The 16,745-nt window shown below is 63.8% G+C and carries 15 protein-coding genes; 12 read left to right on the forward strand and 3 right to left on the reverse strand.

Features of this window, described 5'->3' with window-relative positions; translation table 11 throughout:
• The first annotated feature begins 51 nt into the window (after window positions 1-51).
• The 6 genes from NKI18_RS14200 to NKI18_RS14225 all read left to right on the forward strand — a co-directional run bounded on the left by NKI18_RS14200 (window position 52) and on the right by NKI18_RS14225 (window position 5,506).
• Window positions 52-939, forward strand: a complete 888-nt coding sequence (locus NKI18_RS14200) for a LysR substrate-binding domain-containing protein (RefSeq protein WP_352617243.1) — start codon at window positions 52-54, stop codon at window positions 937-939.
• 250 nt (window positions 940-1,189) lie between these two features.
• Complete coding sequence (locus NKI18_RS14205; RefSeq protein ID WP_352617246.1) at window positions 1,190-2,284, forward strand: ABC transporter ATP-binding protein; 1,095 nt, start codon at window positions 1,190-1,192, stop codon at window positions 2,282-2,284.
• A gap of 67 nt (window positions 2,285-2,351) precedes the next feature.
• The gene (locus NKI18_RS14210; RefSeq protein WP_352617248.1) at window positions 2,352-3,467 is read left to right on the forward strand and encodes an ABC transporter substrate-binding protein; all 1,116 of its coding nucleotides are present in this window, start codon (window positions 2,352-2,354) and stop codon (window positions 3,465-3,467) included.
• A gap of 17 nt (window positions 3,468-3,484) precedes the next feature.
• The gene (locus NKI18_RS14215; protein WP_031194462.1) at window positions 3,485-4,318 is read left to right on the forward strand and encodes an ABC transporter permease; all 834 of its coding nucleotides are present in this window, start codon (window positions 3,485-3,487) and stop codon (window positions 4,316-4,318) included.
• A 4-nt stretch (window positions 4,319-4,322) separates the two neighbouring features.
• Window positions 4,323-5,129 carry an ABC transporter permease gene (locus tag NKI18_RS14220; protein WP_352617250.1) on the forward strand — a complete coding sequence of 269 codons (807 nt, stop codon included), beginning with the start codon at window positions 4,323-4,325 and terminating at the stop codon, window positions 5,127-5,129.
• 89 nt (window positions 5,130-5,218) lie between these two features.
• Window positions 5,219-5,506 carry a DUF982 domain-containing protein gene (locus NKI18_RS14225; protein ID WP_352617252.1) on the forward strand — a complete coding sequence of 96 codons (288 nt, stop codon included), beginning with the start codon at window positions 5,219-5,221 and terminating at the stop codon, window positions 5,504-5,506.
• 6 nt (window positions 5,507-5,512) lie between these two features.
• Here the strand turns inward: NKI18_RS14225 and NKI18_RS14230 are convergent, their stop codons facing one another.
• Together NKI18_RS14230 and NKI18_RS14235 are read right to left on the reverse strand one after the other, a co-directional pair.
• Window positions 5,513-6,571 (reverse strand): glycosyltransferase family 2 protein, encoded by a 1,059-nt coding sequence (locus NKI18_RS14230; protein ID WP_352455428.1) that lies wholly within the window; start codon window positions 6,569-6,571, stop codon window positions 5,513-5,515.
• A 471-nt stretch (window positions 6,572-7,042) separates the two neighbouring features.
• Window positions 7,043-8,374 (reverse strand): dicarboxylate/amino acid:cation symporter, encoded by a 1,332-nt coding sequence (locus NKI18_RS14235; RefSeq protein ID WP_352587190.1) that lies wholly within the window; start codon window positions 8,372-8,374, stop codon window positions 7,043-7,045.
• Window positions 8,375-8,610: 236 nt separating this feature from the next.
• Between NKI18_RS14235 and NKI18_RS14240 the strand changes: the two genes are divergently transcribed.
• Together NKI18_RS14240 and NKI18_RS14245 are read left to right on the forward strand one after the other, a co-directional pair.
• Window positions 8,611-10,470, forward strand: coding sequence for a sensor histidine kinase (locus tag NKI18_RS14240; RefSeq protein ID WP_352617255.1), 1,860 nt, complete (start codon window positions 8,611-8,613; stop codon window positions 10,468-10,470).
• 5 nt (window positions 10,471-10,475) lie between these two features.
• Complete coding sequence (locus NKI18_RS14245) at window positions 10,476-11,831, forward strand: sigma-54-dependent transcriptional regulator (protein ID WP_352617258.1); 1,356 nt, start codon at window positions 10,476-10,478, stop codon at window positions 11,829-11,831.
• 30 nt (window positions 11,832-11,861) lie between these two features.
• Here NKI18_RS14245 and NKI18_RS14250 read toward each other — a convergent pair whose 3' ends face one another.
• Window positions 11,862-12,605, reverse strand: a complete 744-nt coding sequence (locus tag NKI18_RS14250; RefSeq protein WP_352617261.1) for a 2OG-Fe(II) oxygenase — start codon at window positions 12,603-12,605, stop codon at window positions 11,862-11,864.
• Between the two features lie 162 nt (window positions 12,606-12,767).
• Between NKI18_RS14250 and NKI18_RS14255 the strand changes: the two genes are divergently transcribed.
• From NKI18_RS14255 to NKI18_RS14270, 4 genes are all read left to right on the forward strand, one after another.
• Window positions 12,768-13,493, forward strand: coding sequence for a 3-keto-5-aminohexanoate cleavage protein (locus NKI18_RS14255; protein ID WP_352617263.1), 726 nt, complete (start codon window positions 12,768-12,770; stop codon window positions 13,491-13,493).
• Window positions 13,494-13,710: 217 nt separating this feature from the next.
• Window positions 13,711-14,757, forward strand: coding sequence for an acyltransferase family protein (locus tag NKI18_RS14260; protein WP_352617266.1), 1,047 nt, complete (start codon window positions 13,711-13,713; stop codon window positions 14,755-14,757).
• A 318-nt stretch (window positions 14,758-15,075) separates the two neighbouring features.
• Entirely contained in the window at window positions 15,076-15,579 is a 504-nt protein-coding gene (locus tag NKI18_RS14265; protein ID WP_352617268.1) for an Lrp/AsnC family transcriptional regulator, read from the forward strand.
• Entirely contained in the window at window positions 15,576-16,739 is a 1,164-nt protein-coding gene (locus NKI18_RS14270; RefSeq protein WP_352617271.1) for a saccharopine dehydrogenase family protein, read from the forward strand. The genes NKI18_RS14265 and NKI18_RS14270 overlap by 4 nt, the downstream gene beginning before the upstream one ends.
• The last annotated feature ends 6 nt before the right edge of the window (window positions 16,740-16,745 follow it).

The raw sequence follows: 16,745 nt of genomic DNA on the forward strand, positions 1-16,745 counted from the left end.
CTCGCCAAAAAGTGATATGTTTTTCCGGCTCATGCAAATTCGGTTCACCTCTTGAGAATTCCCTCGACGCAGGCGCTGCGCGCCCTCGACAGTTTTGCCCGCCACGGCAGCGTCTGGCGCGCCGCTGACGAACTGCATCTGACCCGCAGTGCCGTCAGTCATCAGTTGCGCCTGCTCGAACGCGATCTCGGCTTCGATCTGCTCGAACGCATCGGCAAGGGCGTGGCGCTAACGCCACGCGGCCAACGCTATGCCAGCGACGTGCGCAAGGCGCTGACGGTGCTGGGCGACGCGGTGACACGCCATGCCGGCACCGGCATCGGCGGCTCATTCAGTGTCAGTTGTACGCCGGGTTTCGCCTCCCTGTTCCTGTGCACCCATATCGGCGAGTTCCGGCAGATGTACCCCGATGTCGCGCTGCGCATCCTGACGCCGCGGCGTCTCGATGATGTCAGCAACGCCGAGGCCGACGCCTTCATCGCCTTCGGCGTCGGCAATTGGCCGAACCGCGCGGTCGAGCTGCTGTGCGAAATCTCCTTCACGCCGCTGTGTAGCCCTACCCTGCTCAACAAGATCGGCGGCTTCTCCAAGCCGGCAGACGTGCTGCGCGCCAATCTCCTGCATCTCGGCGATACCGAGGACTGGGCGCGCTGGCTGGCCCTGTCCAAGGTCGAGAACCCCGACCCGGAAGGCGGCATCTTCTTTTCCGACATGAACCTGGTCTTTTCGGCGGCGATCGCCGGCCAGGGCATCGCCATGGGCGACGAGCTGACCAGCGGCCGGGCACTGAGCGAAGGCCGGCTGGTCCGCCCCTTCGACATAGCGATCAACTCCCCGCGCTCGTATTTTCTGGTTTCCGAGCACGCCAAGGCGGCGCATCCGGTGCTGGAGGCGTTTGGGCGGTGGCTGAGGTCGAAGCTGTCGGAGAACCAGCGTTAATCTCCCCCCTTGAGGGGGAGATGGCCGCGAAGCGGCCAGAGGGGGTCGGTCCAACTGGGCTCGGCCTGCTGCTGCAGAGGAGGTTGGCACTTCAAGCGAAGCGACCCCCTCTGTCGCCTTCGGCGACATCTCCCCCTCGAGGGGAGATTGGCGCATAGATGAATCAAATTTGCCGGTCAGGCGAAAACTATTCGGTTGCGGTGGGCCGCCGCCCTGCCTACGATTTCGGCTACGCTAAGGAAAGGGCAGGATGCAGCAACCCGGCCGGGCCGCAGAGATCAAGGCAATCGGGATCGGCAAGAGCTTCGGCTCGTTCCGTGCGCTGGACGATCTGACGCTCGATATCGGCCGTGGCGAGTTCCTTACCCTGCTCGGCCCCTCCGGTTCCGGCAAGACCACCTTCCTGATGATCCTTGCCGGCTTCATTCAGCCGACCGACGGTCGCCTTTACAGCGACGGCGTCGACATCACCGAGCGGCCGGCCGAGCAGCGCGCCGCCGGCATGGTGTTCCAGGGCTACGCGCTGTTCCCGCATATGAGCGTCGAGGCCAACATCGCCTTCCCACTCAAGGTGCGCAAGAAATCGGCGGCCGAGATCAAGCGCCGCGTCGGCGAAATGATCGAGCGCGTCGGGCTCAAGGGCCACGAGAAGAAACTGCCGTCGCAATTGTCCGGCGGCCAGCAGCAACGCGTGGCGCTGGCGCGGGCGCTGGTGTTCGAGCCGGGCGTACTTTTGCTCGACGAGCCGTTTTCGGCGCTCGACAAGGGCCTGCGCGGCCAGATGCAGGCCGAAATGAAGCGGCTGCACCAGGAGACCGGCACCACCTTCGTCTTCGTCACCCATGACCAGAGCGAGGCGCTGGCATTGTCGTCGCGCGTCGCCATCTTCAATCATGGAAAATTGCTGCAGGTCGGCGCGCCGGACGAGGTCTACGACCGGCCGGATAACCGCTTCGTCGCCGAGTTCCTGGGCGAGATCAACATGCTGCCGCTGAAGGGCGTGCGCCCGGCCGACAATGGCTCGACGGGCCTCTGCGAAGACCGCGCGATCAGCATGCGCTGCAGGGCCGAGAAGGTCCGTGGCGATGCCATCCTGGCGATCCGGCCGGAATACATGTCGATCGCCCGCGAAGCCGCGGCAGGCGAGAACGGCATTGCCGCGACTGCCGTCGCCTCGACCTATCTCGGCGCTGCAACGCGGCTCGATCTGACAACGCGCCAAGGCGCCAAGGTGACGGTCTCGGTGCCGAACGAGGTCGCCGCCTCTGCCCTCAGCAAGGGCAATTCCGTCTGGCTGACCTGGCCCGCGGAGAAAGGCTTCCTCCTTCCGGATGGAGAGCAATGACGATCGGCGTGGCGAATTCGCCAAGCTGACATTCAGGAAATACCAACGACAAAAAAGGGGAACTGACATGACAAACCAAACCAAGAAAAATTCCATCGAGGCGCTATCCGCCAGGGCAGTGCGCGGCGAGATCTCGCGCCGGCAGTTCACGCAGCTGGCCGCACTGGTGCTGGCCGGCACGCCGATGCTGCTGCGCTCGACCGGCGCCTTTGCCGCGGCGAAGGAACTGGTGCTGGTCAACTGGGGCGGCGACGCCATCACCGCCTACGATGCGGCTTACGGCCAGGCCTTCACCAAGGAGACCGGCATCACCGTCAAGATGGACGGCTCCGGCCCGACCGAAGGCGCGATCGCAGCGCAGTTCAAGAGCGGCGCGCCGACCTGGGACCTGGTCGACGTCGATCCGTTCTCGGCCATCACGCTCGGCGCCCAAGGCATGCTCGAGCCGATCGACTATGCGGTCGTCGACAAGAAGAAGATGCGGCCGGGCTTCGGCTGGGAATACGCCGCCTCGACCTATTTCTTCTCCTATGTCATCGCCTATGATGCCGAGAAATACGGCAGCCAGGCACCAACTGGCATGGCCGACTTCTTCGACGTGGCAAAATTCCCCGGCAAGCGCTCGCTCTACAAATGGGGCGTGTCGAGCTGGGAAGCGGCACTGCTCGCCGACGGCATCGCACCGGCATCGCTCTACCCGCTCGACCTCAAGCGCGCGCATGACAAGATCGCCGCCTTCAAGGAAAACGTCGTCGCCTATTGGGGCGGCGGCGCCGAAAGCCAGAGCGTGCTGCTCAATGGCGAGGCCTCGATGGCGATCGTCTGGTCGACGCGGGCTTCGCTCATCGAGCAGGATTCCGGCGGCAAGATCAAGTTCATCTGGGACCAGGGCCTGATCTCGCCCGGCGCGCTCGCCGTGCTCAAGGGCAATCCCGGCGGCAAGGACGCGGCGATGAAGTTCATCGCCACCACCCAGGACCCGGAGAAGGAACTCATCATGTTCGACAAGCTCGGCCAGGGTCCGGCCAATCCGGCCACCGATGCGCTGATCCCCGCCGACAAGAAGCGCATCAACCCGGTCGATCCCGAGAACATGAAGAAGCAGATTCCGCTCGACATGGATTGGTACGCCAAGAACTACGGGGCAGCACTCGACGAATACACGAAGATCATCTCCGCCTGACAAGCCGGGATAACCGGATGAGAGCATACCTCTCCGACAGGATGGGCGCGGCGCTGTTGATGGCGCCGCTGCTCCTCTTTCTTGTGCTGGCCTACGCCTGGCCATTCCTTGGCGTGGTTAAATGGAGCTTTACCCTGCCCACGCCGGGGCTGGGGCAGTACAATGCGCTGCTCACGGATCAGTTGGTGCAGTCGGTCTTCATCCGCACGCTGCGAATCGCCGCGATCGTGACGATCGTTTCGGTTGCCGCCGCCTACGCAATCACCGTTGTCTGGGTACGCGGCACGCCGGTGCAGCGCGTCGTGGCCGAGTTCTGCATCCTGGTGCCGTTCTGGATCTCGGTGCTGACGCGCGCCTTCGGCTGGGTGGCGCTTTTGTCCAATCGCGGCCTGATCAACACCTGGCTGCAGGCGGTCGGCTTCATCTCGGAGCCGCTGGCGCTGGTGCGCAACGAGTTCGGCGTTATCGTCGGCATGACGCATTTCCTCATTCCCTTCGCCGTGTTTCCGTTGGCCTCATCGATGCGCAGCCTCGACGATCGCGTGCTGCTGGCGGCGCGTGGCCTCGGTTCCAGCCGTATGCGCACCTTTTGGTCGGTATTCGTGCCGATGACCCGCTCCGGCATCATCGGCTCGGCGCTGATCGTCTTCGTCTTTTCGCTCGGCTTCTTCGTCACGCCGGCGATCCTCGGCGGCGGCCGCAGCGTGATGATCGCCGAGCTGATCTATCTCCGCATCTTCCAGAGCCCGGACTGGGGCCTGGGTGCGGCGATCAGCGTGGTGCTGGTGCTGTTCGTCGGCGCGCTGATGGCGCTGCTTTTCCGCTATATCAGACCAAAGCAATTGGTGTAGCGCGATGCCGACCTACCGCCCCGGTCCCGTCTCGCTGATCCTCGCCGCCCTGGTCGCGCTCTTCCTGCTGCTGCCGCTGCTCGCCGTCATTCCGGTGTCGCTGACGCCGAGCCGCATGCTGGCGATGCCGTCGGGCGAATTGTCGCTGCGCCATTACCGGGCGCTGATCGAGGATCCGCGCTGGATCAATTCGATCCTGCTCTCGATCAGGATCGGCATCGTCAGCAGCGCCTTTTCCACCGTGCTGGCGCTCTGCTTCAGCCTCGGCATCTGGATGTTCAAGCCGCGCTTCACGGCAGCATTGGTCGGTTTCGTGCTGCTGCCGATGGTGGTGCCGCCGGTGGTCTCGGCAATCACGCTCTACTTCCTGCTGACCTCGATCTCCGGCGTCAGCTCATTCTTCGGCTACGACACCTGGCTGGGTGTCGCCATGGCGCATGCGGTGATGACGGTGCCCTTCGCCACCGTGCTGATCCTGGTGTCGCTAAGCCAGCTCGACCGCCGCATCGACCTCGCCGCCCGCGGCCTCGGCGCCACCGTGTGGGAGCGCGCCACCCGCATCATCATGCCCAATATCAAGTTCGGCATCGTCACCGCGGCGTTGTTGTCCTTCGTGCTGTCCTGGGAAGAGATCGGCGTCACCCTGTTTATCACCTCGGTCAACGCCATCACGCTGCCGCGCTTGATGTGGATGGGCCTGCGCGACAACATCGACCCGGCGATCGCCGCACTCTCGGTGATCCTGATCGTCATCACCGTGCTGGTGCTTGTGGCGCGCAGCGTCGTGGTCAGGCTGCGCGAGGCGCAGTGAGGGCCGCCTCACGCCGTGGTGACTGGCGCGAATGAAACCTTGCGCTACGATTTTCGTTATAGATGGTTCAACACGTCGAGGGCTCTGCCATGAACCAGGGATGGTTTGCCAAGCCGGTTGCGGTTGCGGTCGGCATCGTGGGAGATATCCGCAACATTTCCAACGCACGGCAGGCTGTCGAGTTGCTGACAACCCACTGGCGTGACGCCGGCAGCGCCAAACACGGATTGGCACTGCGCACATGCCGCCGCGCCATGAGCGACGATCGCTGGACCGAAGCCGCCAGGGACGCGTTCATCGAGGCCGCGCGGGAAGCGCATGTCCTGGTCGAGCGCGCCGTCGAACCGGAGAACCGGTCCGGGCAGGCGGGACCGTGATCGCCGCTAACCCATCGCATGGCGGATTCTCTTGGACAGGCGGCTCAAAAATGCCGGCCTCGACGATGCGTCGAGCTTCCACGACAGCACCGCGGTCGCCATCTTCCGCGGCAACACCCCGACCGACAGGAACCAGGCGGCAAGGATTGCACGCCGCCGCAGGGATGCGGTCATTTCGAGGCTGGCGACGGCGCCGGCCGCCCCGAGCGCCAGCCGGGAATCGTCGGCCACGGGATGTCGGTCTCTGTCCGCGCAAAGCGACGCCAGCCGCTCTTCCAGGTGGACCGGATCGTGGCGGACAGCATCCGACGGCACGATGGTCAGGCCGATCCCGGAGGCCTGGTCAGACAGCGCCTGCATGCGGCGGAAATCGTGAGTTACCCGCCAGCGTGCCCGCTCGGCGAGCTTTTCACCGAAGACTGAATGGTTGGCGCCATGGATGCGGTAGGCGCCGAGGCATTCGTCGATCGATTGGACATGCCCGTACATCGGCGCCAACGTTGCCAGATAGCCGTCGGCGCCCTGGCGGAACTCCGGCTCCGGTATCGGCATGATCGATTCGAGCGTTGCGCGGTCAAAGGCCAGCCCGCTGGTCACTGTCGTCTGATAGCGGCCCTTGTGCAGGAGTTTCGGCATGACGTCGCCGCTGTCGAAAGGCAATTCGGGCGGCGGAAAGACATCCTTGATGCGTTGCCCCTCGTCGACGATATGCAGTCTGGACTGGACCTGAGCGGTCGCCTCGTCCCAGGTTTCGACAATGGTGGAGACGGCGGTTGGATAAAGATAGTCGTCGGCGTCGAGGAACAGGACGATCTTGCCCGAGCTCGCCGCAAAGCCGGTGTTGAACGCCGCCGCGTGTCCGCCATTTTGCGCCCGCGGGCATGCGAGTATCTCATCGCGATAGGATTCCATGATTGTCGTGGAATTGTCCTGCGATGCATCGTCGACGACGATGACTTCGACATCCGCGTAGTCCTGCTCGAGGGCGCTGTCGATGCTGCGTTTGAGGAACCGCGCATAGTTGTAGTTCGGGATGATGATGGATACCGGAATGACAGGCTGCATCGCGTTTGACCTCGCATCTTGCTTTGGTTCGGCAAAGGCCCGCTCATGGGCCGGCCCGCCTCTTCAAGCGCCCCTCTTGGCGCGCAACGAGTTCCCTGGGAGAAAGCCTGCGCTTCCCACGAGGAGACGGGTCACGTTTCGCGTTGCGACTTCGTACTGAGGCCGCCATTGCCTTCGAGGCTGCTGCCATGGTCAGGGTCGGCGGCAGCAAAAGCTCCGACGTTCGGCCAAGGTGATGTCGCAACCGAGCCCGACGGAAATGTCTCGCCTCGCAATCAGGTCGGGAGCGAAGCGGACGGGTGCCCTGAAGGCATGGCGGATACTGGCCTTCAAATGCGGCTGGAACAAGCCCCGCGTCGAAAATAGGGCCACTTCAGGTTGCGTTTCAGGCGGCATGCCGCCACCGCCGCCGCTTTTGCCCCGGAGCCGGCGAACCGCCTCCGGGGCCTTGTGGTCATGTGGCCTAGACGGTCAGGCGGCCTGCAAACCCGGCAGCGACAGGTCGACTTCCTCCGGCAAGTCGCCGGCCATGGCGGCGGCAAACTTCGTCTGGTCGAGTTCTCCCTCCCAGCGGGCCACCACCACTGTCGCCACCGCATTGCCGATGAAGTTGGTCAGCGCCCGGCATTCCGACATGAAGCGGTCGACGCCGAGGATCAGCGCCATGCCGGCGACCGGCACGGTGGGGACGACTGAAAGCGTTGCCGCCAGGGTGATGAAGCCGGCGCCGGTGATGCCGGCAGCCCCCTTGGAGCTCAGCATGGCGACGGCGAGCAGCAGGATCTGGTCGCCGTAGGTGAGCGGCGTGTCGGTCGCCTGCGCGATGAACAGCGCCGCCAGCGTCATATAGATGTTGGTGCCGTCCAGATTGAAGGAATAGCCGGTCGGGATGACCAGACCGACCACCGAGCGGTTGCAGCCAGCGCGCTCCATCTTGGCCATGAGGCCCGGCAATGCCGCTTCCGAGGACGAGGTGCCGAGCACCAGCAGCAGCTCTTCCTTGATGTAGCGGATCAGCGCCAGGATCGAGAAGCCGTTGTAGCGGGCAACCGCGCCGAGCACCACCAGCACGAACAGCAGCGCGGTAAGATAGAATGTGCCGATCAGCATGGCGAGATTGGCGATCGAGCCGATGCCGTATTTGCCGATCGTGAAGGCCATGGCGCCAAACGCACCGATCGGCGCGGCCTTCATCAGGATGGCGACGAGGCGGAAGATCGGCGTGGTCAGCGCCTGCAGAAAATCGACGACCGGACGGCCGCGATCGCCGACCAGCGCCAGGGCGACGCCGAACAGCACCGAAAAGAACAGCACCTGCAGGATGTCGCCCTGCGCGAAGGCGCCGGTGATGGTGTCGGGGATGATGTTCATCAGGAAGCCGACGATGGTTGTGTCGTGCGCCTTCTCGGCATAGGCCGCCACCTTGGTGGTATCGAGCGTTGCCGGATTGATGTGCATGCCGGCGCCGGGCTGGACGACATTGGAGACGACTAGGCCGACGACCAGCGCCAGCGTCGAGAACACCAGGAAATAGATCATCGCCTTGCCGGCGACGCGGCCGACCTTCTGCAGGTCGGAAACGCCGGCGATGCCGGTCGCCACGGTCAGGAAGATCACCGGCGCGATCACCATCTTCACCAGCTTGATGAAGGCGTCGCCGAACGGCTTCATCGCCTCGCCGGTTTCGGGATAGAAATGGCCGAGCAGCACGCCGGCGGCGATCGCCGCGAGCACCTGCACATAAAGATGCCGGTATAAGGGAAGTTTGCCGCGCGGCTCGGCGGCAGCGATTGCTGTCTGCATGACGTCCTCCATGGCGCCCCGATCGAAAGCTCGACTCCCCGGGGCAGTTGTTTTGACCAGCAGCCTCGCGACTGCTGAATTCGTGTTTGCAACACCCGTGCCAGATACGCAGAAGAGTTATTCATCATTGATTTTGTTGAGCATTCGACAACGTCCGCACTGCCGGACGCATGATCAAGTGCGACTCTCCGCATAGGTCGAATTGTGTTTTGTGCGAGTTCATGCACAAATGGGCGATGCTGCAACGCCCCGCCGGTGCCTTGTCTTCGACGCCCGAGCAACTCGCCAGGCGGGCGCGCCGAGCCTGGCTGCTGTTTGCGGCCATCGCGCTTTTGATCGTCACGGCAGCGCTCTACGGCGCCGGCCTCTATGGCCGCACCGCCGAGGTCGGGACCCTGGCGGCGCAGGGGCGTACCGACGCCAATCTGAAGGTCGCGCTGCTGCGCGCGGTGCTCGAAAGCCCGCGCGCCCTGCCGCTGCTTTTGTCCGCAGACCAGCAAGTGCGTGACGCGCTGTCGCAGAAAAATGCCGCGGCAATCGATGTGCTGAACCGCAAGCTCGAGGGGCTGGTCTCGGGCACCAAGGCGTCGGTACTCTATGTCATCGGCACCGATGGACTGGCGATCGCCTCCAGCAACTGGCGCGAGCCGATCAGCTTCGTCGGCAACGACTACCGTTTCCGCGATTATTTCTCCGGCGCGATGCAGGCCGGAACCGCCGAGTATTTTGCGCTCGGCAATGTCAGCAAGCGTCCCGGCCTCTACATTTCGCGCCGCGTCGGCGGTGCAGCCGCACCGCTCGGCGTCGTCGTCGTCAAGATGGAGTTCGACCAGCTCGAAGCCGACTGGCGCGAGGCGAACCGCCCGGCTTATGTCAGCGACGAGAATGGCGTCGTGCTGATCACCAGCGTGCCGTCCTGGCGCTTCATGACAACCGCACCGCTGGCCGCACCTAAGCAAGCCGCGATCCGCGACAGCCAACAGTTCGGCGACGCGCCGCTTGTGCCGTTGCCGATCAAGCACCCGCGGGCGCTCAGCCCGGATGTGTCGATCGTCCACGCGATGACGCCCGGCGGCAGCGACGCGGAGTATCTCAGCCTTTCCACGACGGTTCCTTCGACCCCCTGGCGGCTCGACTATCTTGTCCCGGTCGAAGCGCCGATCGCCGCCGCCGTCCGCGAAATGCGGCTTCTTGCGCTCGGCGTCGTCGTCCCGCTGCTCGGCCTTGCTGCGTATCTGTTGTGGCGCCGGCAGTCGGCGCAGATGCGGATTGCCGCCGAACAGGCGGCCCGCAGCGAACTCGAACGCCGCGTCGTCGAACGGACCGAGGATTTGAGCCGCGCCCGCGACCGGTTGCAGGCCGAGATAACAGGCCACCGCAACACGGAAGCCAAGCTCCAGATCGTGCAGCAGGATCTGGTCCAGGCCAACCGCCTCGCCATCCTCGGCCAGGTCGCTGCCGGCGTCGCCCATGAGATCAACCAGCCGGTCGCCACCATACGCGCCTATGCCGACAATGCTCGCACCTTCCTCGACCGCAAGCAGACCCGGCCGGCCGAGGAAAACCTCGGCGCTATCGCAGCCCTTACCGAACGCATCGGCTCAATCACCGAGGAGTTGAAGGCATTTGCCCGCAAGGGCCGCACCGCCGCCGAGCCTGTCGAATTACGTGGTGTTATCGAAGGCGCCGTCATGCTGTTGAGAAGCCGCTTTGCCGGCCGGCTCGACGCATTGGCCATCGACCTGCCGCCGCCGAGCCTCAAGGTCATGGGCAATCGGGTGCGGCTCGAACAGGTGCTGATCAACCTCTTCCAGAACGCGCTCGAAGCACTCGACGGCCGCGACGACGCTCATGTGCAGGTGTCGGTCGAGGAGACCGCGGACGGCGTGACGGTCGGCGTGTCCGATAACGGACCGGGCATTCCACCCGCGATCCTCAAATCACTGTTCACGCCGTTCAACACCTCCAAGGAAAAAGGCCTTGGCCTTGGCCTCGTCATCTCGAAGGACATCGTCGCCGATTATGGCGGCCGCATCGAGGTTTCGAGCGACGACAGCGGCACCCGCTTCACCATTCATCTCCAGACAGCAGCGTAACCATCATGACGAACGACAATGCCGCGCCGGTGATCCTGATCGACGACGACCGCGATCTCCTCGAGGCCACCGTGCAGACGCTGGAGCTTGCCGGCTTCTCGGTCTCCGCCTTTGCGGTGGCGGCTGAGGCGCTGGCCGGGCTCGACGCCGGTTTTACCGGCGTCGTGGTGTCGGATATCCGCATGCCTCAGATCGACGGCTTGCAGCTTTTCAATCGCATCCTGCGGCTGGATGCCGACATTCCCGTCATCCTCGTCACCGGCCACGGCGACATCGCCATGGCCGTCAAGGCGATCAAGGACGGCGCCTACGACTTCATCACAAAGCCCTTCGCCGCCGACCGGCTGGTACAGAGCGTGCGCCGCGCAGCGGAAAAGCGCCGCCTGGTCATGGAGAACCGCGCCTTGCGCGAGGCGGCCGGAGAGGCGCAGGACGGCCTGCCGCTGATCGGCCAGACGCCAGCGATGGACAGGCTGCGCCGCACACTACGCCAGATCGCCGACACCGATGTCGACGTGCTGGTGACCGGCGAGACCGGCTCCGGCAAGGAGGTGGTGGCCAGCCTCCTGCATCGCTGGAGCCGCCGCGCCAAGGGCAATTTCGTTGCGCTGAATTGCGGCACGCTGCCGGAGACGGTCATTGAGAGCGAGTTGTTCGGCCATGAGGCCGGCGCCTTCACCGGCGCGCAGAGGAAACGGATCGGCCGCATCGAGCATGCCAGCGGCGGCACGCTGTTCCTCGACGAGATCGAAAGCATGCCGGTCTCGACACAGGTACAGATGCTGCGCGTGCTGGAGATGCGCGAGGTCACCCCGCTCGGCACCAACGAGGTGCGGCCGGTGGATCTGCGCGTCGTCGCCGCCGCCAAGGTCGATCTCGGCGATCCGCGCCAGCGCGGCGCTTTCCGCGAGGATCTCTATTACCGGCTCAACGTGGTGACGATCTCGATCCCGCCGCTGCGCGAGCGCCGCGACGATGTCGCCCTGCTGTTCTTCTATTTCGCCGAGCGCGCCGCCGCCCGTTTCCACCGCCAGGTGCCGGCAGTGCCGGCTTCGGTGCATCGCCATCTGAGCGACCATGACTGGCCGGGCAATGTGCGCGAACTGGCGCATTTCGCCGAGCGGTTTGTGCTTGGATTGGAGGAAGGCGCCGAAGCACAACCCCCTGCCCCGACCGAATCGAACGCCGCCATGAAGCTGCCGGAGCGGCTGGAGCGCTACGAGGCCGACATCATCCGCGAAACGCTTGGCCGCAACGACGGCGACGTCAGGCGCACGATCGAAGCGTTGGGGATTCCGCGCAAGACCTTCTACGACAAGCTCCAGCGCCACGGCATCGTGCGCAGCGATTTTTCCAGGTAACCGCCGCCGGGCCTCGACCGGGCGGCTCGGTTACTTGGCGTCGTGGAAGATGATACCGACAGTGTGGCGCATGCCGGAGCGAAGCCGGCTGACGCCGTGCCTGAGATTGACCCGGTAATTACCTCGTGTGCCCTGGACCGGACGATTGTGGACCGCGAAGGCGACCGCATCGCCCTGGCGCAGCGGCACCACCTCGGCGCGGCTCTGCATGCGCGGACGCTGCTCGGTCAGCACGAACTCGCCGCCGGTGAAATCCTTGCCTGGTTCCGACAACAGGATCGTCACCTGCAGCGGGAAGGCAAGATCGCCGTAGAGATCCTGGTGCAGGCAGTTGAAGTCGCCCGGGACATATTGCAGCAGGAGCGGCGTCGGCCGCGTCTGGCCCTGCTCGTGGCATTGCTCGAGGAACGCGGCGTGTTCGTCGGGATAGCGCTGCGCGATACCCATGCGCTCGTTCCAGTCGTTGGCGACCGCGGCCAGGCGCGGATAGAGCGCGATGCGCAAGCCGCCGATCAAGTCGGGCAAGGGATAGCGGAAATAGCGGTACTCGCCCTTGCCGAAACCATGCCGCGCCATGTGCACATGGCTGCGGAAATGGCTCTCGTCCGGATAGAGCCCGGCGATATTCCGGCACTCCTGCGGCGTCAGCAGCTTTTCCATCACCGCGCAGCCATAGCCGCTCAGCTCATAGGCCAGCTTCCGCCAATCATATCCGGCAACGCGCAGCTCCGCCGATTTCACCGCCGCTTTCGCGCCTATCGAATGGATGGTCATGGCTTCGCCTCCTGTGGCTTCTGTGTCATTGAGATGGGTGAAACGGCGCGCGCGGACCACCCGTTTCTTGCCGGGTGAACTGCGCGGGACGGGACGTCATTCAATTTCCGATTTCGTGGTCATGCGCTAAACTCGTTCCACTTCAACCGGACTGCCCCTGGCATGATCGTCCAGACCTGCATCAATGGCGCGCGCAGCGCCGATTTCCACCCGCGACTGCCGCTTGATCCCGAAGCCATGGCGCGCGACGGCGCGGCCTGCGTCGCCGCCGGCGCCGCCGAACTGCATGTTCATGCCCGCGGGCTGGACGGTCGCGAAAGCCTGGCTCCGGCGGCGATGGACCGGACGGTGCTGGCGCTCCGCCGCGCCTGCCCGGGGACGCTGATTGGCGTGTCGACGGGTGCCTGGATCGAGGACGACGACCAACGGACGCTGGCCGTGATCGCCGCCTGGAGCGAGCTGCCCGACTATGCCTCGGTCAATCTCAGCGAGAATGCAGCACCGGCAGTCATAGACCGTCTGCGCCAGCGCGGCATTGGCATCGAGGCCGGGCTCGCCTCCGTTGCCGACGCCGAACGCCTGGTGAGCCTCGACCATGGCAACCGCGTGCTGCGCATCCTGATCGAAATCTCCGAGCAGGAGCCGGACGCTGCGCTTGAGATCAGCGACGATATCGCCGCCGTGCTCGACGGCGCCGGAATGCGCCGGGCAATCCTGCTGCACGGCGCCGACGCCACGGTCTGGCCTTTCGTGCACCGGGCGGCGGAACGCCGTTGGTCGACGCGCGTCGGACTGGAAGACGGCAAGGCGCTTCCTGATGGAACAGTAGCACCCGGTAGCGCTGCGCTGACAGCGGCAGCCGTCGCTATCTTCGAGACCAGTCGTTAGCGCGGGGAAAGCGTCGATGTCCGCCGATCTCCTCTTTACGGGGGAGATGCCAGGATTTGACAGGGAGGCAGGCCAAAGTCGGGCGGGTCTAAAGTATGGCCGCGAGCTAGCGTCAGTAAAATCTATCTAAAACTTTATATATTAATTAAACAGGCAATTAATCAGCACATCAACGACCCCGCATGTTAGTGCTCTCCTGCACCGGGGACCATTTTTTATGAACATCATTCCACAGAATGATCACGCCGCGCCGCGCCGGATTCAACAGTATACATCGGTACAGATCCTGCGGGGGCTAGCAGCCCTCATGGTTGTTATCTATCATCTTCCGGCCGCACTGGGCATGCTCGACCTGCGTATTCCCGTTCTGAACAGTGGCGTCGACTTGTTTTTCGTCATCAGTGGTTTTGTCATGGTTCTCTCGACGGAGAACAGACGCCCAGACCACCGTGCTTTTTTGATGCAGCGGTTCACGCGCGTCGTTCCGTTCTATTGGGTTATGATCTTCCTCATGGTCGCCGCACTTTGGTTGTTTGCCGGTCGTGCAGTGTCTCTTGAGCAGACCACTAATAGCCTGCTTTTCATACCCTATCTCGATACGGTCACAGGCTATGTCCAACCGGTGCTTGGCGTGGGTTGGACGCTCAATCTGGAAATCCTGTTTTACATTCTGTTCGCGGCGACTATGGGTTTTGGCAGGTTGACGCAAATGGCCGCGGTCGGCGTTGTCTTTGCATTCGCCGTTGCTGCACGCATCATCTTCAAACCCGCCGCCGACACTGTGCTGTTTTTCTACACCACGCCAATCCTGTTTGAGTTCCTTGCCGGCATGGCTCTCGGCCACCTGGTCCGCGGGCTGACGCGTTTGCCTGTTTTCCTGGGTGCCTCGGCAATCGTGTTCGCCATCATGTCCGTGCTGGTGATGGTACTTGGCTTCGACTTGCCGCGAACCCTTGCTCAGGGAATCCCGGCGTTGATCCTTGTCGCGGCTTGCATCAGCCTGGAAAGCTACTTCCGGCTTTTTGCTCCTCGCGTGCTGTCAAGATTGGGCGACGCTTCCTACTCTCTCTATCTGACCCATCCTATCGTGCTGCTTGCGATCGCTCCTGTCGTTGCAAGCGCCAATGTATCACCATGGATCGCAGGCATAGTCATTGTCACAGTCTGTATTGTCGTCTCCCTGGCCAGCTATAGCTTTATTGAAAAGCCGATTTTGGCCATATCGCGGATGAGCCTTTCCGCCTATCGGGTGAAGGTACAATGAGTTGCGGCTGCGCCCCGCGGAACCACGCTGTCCCGCCAATCTTAGACCGGCGGCGCTGAACCTTCGAAAGATCCGGAAACAAAAACCCGCCTCGGGAGGACGGGTCGTTGGAGCCAAATTGGCACCATATCCAAATTAATAGCATAGCTGCCGGCACAAAGCAAGAACAAAATGTGGCGCACTCGACGAAAATTGCCGACAGGAACGGAGCCATGGCGGATGACATGGCTCTTGCCGTTGTTAAAAATCTCTCATAAGGTATTTTCATATCTGAAAGAAAATCCAATCGTTTCTTTCCATTTGTGAAAGCCTTGGCATTTGCGGGAACATCTCGATCAGACCGACCGGCGAATGGTCAAGCTGCTGTCGCAAGATGCGCAGCTTGGCGTCAACCGCCTCGCCGAGAAGATGGCGATCTCGGTGCCGACGGTGCGCATGCGGCTGCGCAACCTGCTCGACCGGAACCTGCTCAAGATCGTCGGGCTGCTCAACCTGACCGAACGCCCCGAGCTGATCTCGGCCATCGTCGGCATCAACGCGCAAGGGCGCGGCCGGGCACGAGAACTGGCGCAGCGCATCTCCGAACTGCCTTTCGTGAATTCGGCCGCCGTCGTCACCGGGCGCTTCGACATCATCGTCGACGTAACCGTGGCCGGCGATGTCGCCGATCTCTACCGCGTCACCAGCGAGCTGATCCCCGGCGCCGGTGAGCCGGGCGAAGTCGTGCGCAGCGAGACCTTCGTCGTCATGGCGTCCTGCAACAAATGGGTCAGCCTGCCGGAAGGCTGCTGGTCGGACGAGACGCGGAAGGAAATGGCATGAAGATCGCGGTTCTCGGCGGCCTCGGCCTGCAAGGCCGGGCGGCGATCGCCGATCTCGTTGCCAGCGACGGCGTCGAGCAAGTGGTCTGCCTCGACACCGCAACCGACGGCGCTGCGCGGCTTGGCGGCCTGACCGACCTTGCCCGGGTGCGTTTCGTCGTGCCGGAGGGCGCGATCGGCCCAGCATTGGCCGATGTGATGAAGGACGTCGACGCGGTCATCGACCTGTTGCCGCAACCGCTGATGCGCGAGGCGGTGCAGGCGGCGATCGCGACGCGCACGCCGCTGGTCACCACCAATTACGGCAAGGCCATCGGCGACCTCGCGCCCGAGGCCGAAAAGGCCGGCGTTTCGATCGTGACCGAATGCGGGCTCGACCCCGGCATCGACCTTGTGCTCTACGCACGCGCCGCAGGCCAGTTCGACACCATCACCGCGATCGATTCCTATTGCGGCGGCATTCCCGAGCCTAACGCGGTGGTCGAGCCGCTGTGCTACAAGGTGAGCTGGAATTTCGACATGGTTCTGGCCAGCCAGAATCGCGACAGCGTGCTGGTCGAGGACGGCAAGCGGGTCGATGTGCCGGCCGCCCGCCAGCACGACAATCGTTTCATCCACGAGATCGAGGTGGCGGGGCTGGGCAGGCTGGAAGCCTTCCCCAATGGCGACGCGCCGCATTATGCCGGCATGCTCGCCGCCGCCAAGGGACTGCAGCGCTCCGGCCGCTATTCGCTGCGCTGGCCCGGCTGGTCGGCGTTCTGGGCGCCGCTGAAGCAGCTCGGCTTCCTGTCCGAGGACAAGGTGCCCGGCACCGGCGTTAGCCCACGCGAATTCCTCGGCCGGCTGCTTGGCCCGCAACTGCAATATGGCGCGGACGAAAAGGACCTTTGCGTCATGCGCAACGTCTTTGTCGGCAGCGAAGGCGGCCGCCGCAAGACGGTGACCTCAGAGCTGGTCATCGAGCGCGACCTCGCCTCCGGCCTGTTCGGCATGAGCCTCGGCGTCGGCTATCCCGCCAGCATCGTGGCGCAGATGCTGGCACGGCGCGAGATTGCCGCGCCCGGCCTGCTCAACCCGCTGCTGCATGTGCCGGATGGCCGCTTCCTCGATGAGCTGGCCAAGCGCGGCATCAATGTCGCCGAAACGGTGAGCTGGGATTGAAGATTT

This window comes from Mesorhizobium sp. M0800 (assembly GCF_040320095.1).
In the GTDB taxonomy this organism is placed as follows: Bacteria; Pseudomonadota; Alphaproteobacteria; order Rhizobiales; family Rhizobiaceae; genus Mesorhizobium.

Coding starts and splice junctions, on each gene's coding strand:
- NKI18_RS14205 (WP_352617246.1), top strand. CDS start 1,190: ATGCAGCAACCCGGCCGGGCCGCAGAGATCAAGGCAATCGGGATCGGC.
- NKI18_RS14210 (WP_352617248.1), top strand. CDS start 2,352: ATGACAAACCAAACCAAGAAAAATTCCATCGAGGCGCTATCCGCCAGG.
- NKI18_RS14215 (WP_031194462.1), top strand. CDS start 3,485: ATGAGAGCATACCTCTCCGACAGGATGGGCGCGGCGCTGTTGATGGCG.
- NKI18_RS14220 (WP_352617250.1), top strand. CDS start 4,323: ATGCCGACCTACCGCCCCGGTCCCGTCTCGCTGATCCTCGCCGCCCTG.
- NKI18_RS14225 (WP_352617252.1), top strand. CDS start 5,219: ATGAACCAGGGATGGTTTGCCAAGCCGGTTGCGGTTGCGGTCGGCATC.
- NKI18_RS14230 (WP_352455428.1), bottom strand. CDS start 6,571: ATGCAGCCTGTCATTCCGGTATCCATCATCATCCCGAACTACAACTAT.
- NKI18_RS14235 (WP_352587190.1), bottom strand. CDS start 8,374: ATGCAGACAGCAATCGCTGCCGCCGAGCCGCGCGGCAAACTTCCCTTA.
- NKI18_RS14240 (WP_352617255.1), top strand. CDS start 8,611: ATGCTGCAACGCCCCGCCGGTGCCTTGTCTTCGACGCCCGAGCAACTC.
- NKI18_RS14245 (WP_352617258.1), top strand. CDS start 10,476: ATGACGAACGACAATGCCGCGCCGGTGATCCTGATCGACGACGACCGC.
- NKI18_RS14250 (WP_352617261.1), bottom strand. CDS start 12,605: ATGACCATCCATTCGATAGGCGCGAAAGCGGCGGTGAAATCGGCGGAG.
- NKI18_RS14255 (WP_352617263.1), top strand. CDS start 12,768: ATGATCGTCCAGACCTGCATCAATGGCGCGCGCAGCGCCGATTTCCAC.
- NKI18_RS14260 (WP_352617266.1), top strand. CDS start 13,711: ATGAACATCATTCCACAGAATGATCACGCCGCGCCGCGCCGGATTCAA.
- NKI18_RS14270 (WP_352617271.1), top strand. CDS start 15,576: ATGAAGATCGCGGTTCTCGGCGGCCTCGGCCTGCAAGGCCGGGCGGCG.